This window comes from Argonema antarcticum A004/B2, from assembly GCF_023333585.1.
GTDB classification, from domain to species: Bacteria; Cyanobacteriota; Cyanobacteriia; order Cyanobacteriales; family Aerosakkonemataceae; genus Argonema; species Argonema antarcticum.
On sequence record NZ_JAIQZN010000048.1, the window covers coordinates 21110 to 24944 of the forward strand.

General features: G+C 47.5%; 1 protein-coding gene. It reads left to right on the top strand.

Annotated elements, in window-relative coordinates; genetic code table 11:
* On the top strand, positions 1-3835 hold a 3835-nt coding region (locus LAY57_RS19865), incomplete at both ends, for a beta strand repeat-containing protein (RefSeq protein ID WP_338022452.1).

A 3835-nucleotide genomic window follows, 5' to 3' on the forward strand; every position in this document is an offset into this window, starting at 1 on the left:
GCACGGCAGATTTCGACCCCGGTGCGGGAACGGCTAACCTGACTTCTGCTGGCAGCAATGACATCTTCATCACCAAATTCGACTTGGATGGCAACTACGTCTGGGCTTATAACCTGGGCGGCAGTAGTAACGACTTTGGCACTAGCATCGCCCTCGATAGTATCGGCAACACCTACACCACAGGCTATTTCCAAGGCACGGCAGATTTCGACCCCGGTGCGGGAACGGCTAACCTGACTCCTGCTGGCAGCAATGACATTTTCGTCGTCAAGCTAGGCGATGCCCTCCCCACCGTCAGTCTCACCGCCCCCGACACCACCGCCGCCGAAGGCAACATCGACACCGGAACATTCCGCCTCACCCGCAGCAGCAGCAGCGGCACATTAGCCGTCCAACTTTCTCCAGCTTCAGGAATTGGCACTGACTACAACCTCAGCGTCGCAGCTGGCGGCACAATAAATGCAGGCGGCACTACTTTTACCTTCAATGCTGGTGTCAGTATGGCAGATATTACCTTTACCGCCATTGACGATATCCCCGCCGAAGCAAACGAAACCTTTGCCTTATCTTTAGTTAACGACCCAGCTTATACAGTCGATGCGACTAATAAGAGTGGCAGCGTTACCATTGCACAAAACGATTTCGCCGTCACCAACACCAACGATAGCGGCGAAGGTTCATTGCGCCAAGCAATCACTAACGCCAATGCCATTGCTGGAACGGATACGATTACTTTTAATATTAGTGGAGCGGGGCCGCATACAATTAGCCCGACTTCTGCTTTACCCACTATTACCCAAGCAGTTATTATCGACGGTTACAGTCAACCCGGTGCGAGTAAAAACACCCTCGCTGCTGGGAACGATGCTGTCTTAAACATAGTGCTTGATGGCACGAATGCAGGTAACGTTAACGGTATAAACCTGAATGCAAGTTCTAGCACGATTCAAGGTTTGGCGATTAATGCTTTCCAGGGTGAAGGTATCGGAATTCAAAGTAGCAATAATTTTATTGTCGGGAACTTTATCGGGACGGATAATACCGGAACTATTGACCGAGGTAATGGTTTAAGCGGCGTCACGATCGGCACTGGCACCAATAATACGATCGGTGGAACAAATCCAGGCGATCGCAACCTCATTTCCGGCAACCAATTTCAGGGAATTACTATATTGAATGGTAGCAATACTGTTACCGGAAACTATATCGGTACTGATGCCAGCGGGACTAAAGATTTAGGCAATACTGTTGATGGGCTACAAATTCACAGCGGTAGCAACACTTTTACTAATAATCTGATTTCGAGTAACGATCGATATGGCATATATATCCTTGACACCGCCACCAATAATCAAGTGCAAGGAAACTACATCGGGACGGATGTCACCGGAACGAAAGACTTGGGCAATACTAGGGAAGGGGTGTTCATTACAGGTTCTAATAACATTATTGGTGGCAGTAATGCGAGCGAGCGTAACATTATTTCAGGGAACGATAGCTCGGCAATATTTCTCTCTAGCACCAATAATAAAGTGCAAGGAAACTACATCGGGACGGATGCCACCGGAACCCTAGACTTGGGCAATACTAGCTATGGGATGTACATTACAGGTTCTGACAACATTATTGGCGGAAGTAATGCGGGCGAGCGCAACATTATTTCAGGGAACGATCTCTCTGCCTTATTTATCTCTAACACCAATAATCAAGTGCAAGGAAACTACATCGGGACGGATGTCACCGGAACGAAAGACTTGGGCAATACTATCGATGCGGTGAACATTGCAGGTTCTAATAACATTATTGGCGGAAGTAATGCGGGCGAGCGAAACATTATTTCAGGGAACGATCGATATGGCATATATATCCTTGACACCGCCACCAATAATCAAGTGCAAGGAAACTACATCGGGACGGATGTCACCGGAACGAAAGACTTGGGCAATACTAACGAAGGGGTGTTCATTACAGGTTCTAATAACATTATTGGTGGCAGTAATGCGAGCGAGCGTAACATTATTTCAGGCAACGATAGCTCGGCAATATTTCTCTCTAGCACCAATAATAAAGTGCAAGGAAACTACATCGGTACGGATGTCACCGGAACGAAAGACTTGGGCAATGCTAACGAAGGGGTGTACATTACAGGTTCTAATAACATTATTGGTGGCAGTAATGTGGGCGAGCGCAACATTATTTCAGGGAACGATCGATTTGGCATAGTTATCTTTGACACCGCCACCAATAATAAAGTTCAAGGAAACTACATCGGGACGGATGTCACCGGAACCCTAGACTTGGGCAATACTGGGGATGGGGTGCTACTTAGTGGTTCTAATAACGTTATTGGTGGGAGTAATGCGAACGATCGTAACATTATTTCAGGGAACGATGGCTCTGGCATAGGAATCGTCAGTGCGAATAACCAAGTACGGGGAAACTACATCGGAACGAAAATTGACGGCGTAAGCGCTCTAGGCAACTTATTCGGGATATATATAAGTGGTAACCAAAATGCGATCGGTGGAACGAATACAGGTGAAGGAAATATAATCTCCAGTAACGCTGTCGAAGGCATATTAATTGTTAGCGGTACTGGTAATCCCATCCAGGGTAACTCCATCTTCTCTAACAGCAGATTAGGCATCGATTTAGGAAATGCTTTTCCCGGTAACGGCATCACCGCCAATGACACAGGCGACGCCGATACAGATGCCAACAACCTGCAAAATTTCCCCGTCCTCACATACGCAGAAATTGCAGGTAGCAACACCACTTGCGTCGGTACATTCAACAGCACAGCTAACACCAACTTCCGCCTAGAATTCTTCGGCAACGACGTATTAGATGCCTCTGGAAACGGCGAAGGAAAAACCTATCTCGGTTTCTCTAACATTACCACCGATGCTTCCGGCAACGCCAACTTTACTGTCACTAATCTAGCAGCAGCATCCCTGGGTAATTACGTCACCGCCACCGCCACAAACCTCACCACCAACGACACTTCCGAATTCTCCAACGGCGTCATCATCGACGCACCAATTGTCAGTCTCACACCCACTTCCATCACCCAAACTGAAGGAAATAGCGGTACAACAGACTACACCTTTACCGCCACCCTTTCTCGCGCCACCACCCAAAACGTCACCGTCAACTACACCACCAACGACGGAACTGCAACACTTGCAGATAACGACTATATCGACAACGACAATAGCATCACCTTTACCCCAGGCGGTTCCCTCACCGAAACCATCACCGTTAAATCGAAAGGCGACGAAATTGCCGAAAGCGACGAAACTTTTACCATCAAATTAGATAGCGCCACCAACGCTCAAATTGACACCACCGCCAAACAGGGAACTGCGACAATTACCAACGACGACAACGGGGGAATCATCGTTACCCAAAACCCCGGATTAACTACAACCGAAGCAGGCGGAACCACTACCTTTACCGTCAAATTAATCAGTCAACCCACCGCTGACGTTACGATTAATTTAAATAGTGACAATACTAAAGAAGGTAAACCCGATAAATCTTCTCTCACCTTCACATCAGCAAATTGGAATGTAGACCAAACCGTTACAATTATCGGTCAAGACGACTTCATCGTTGATGGCAATATCGCCTACAACATTATTACCGCCAAATCGACTAGCGCCGACACCAATTACAACAATTTAGATGTTGCAGATGTTCCCGTCACCAACACCGACAACGATACAGCGGTAATCACCGTTACCCAATCTGGTGGAAGCACAAATATCACCGAAGGCGGCGCGACAGATACCTACGAAATTGTCCTCACTTCCCAACCGACTTCCGATGTCAC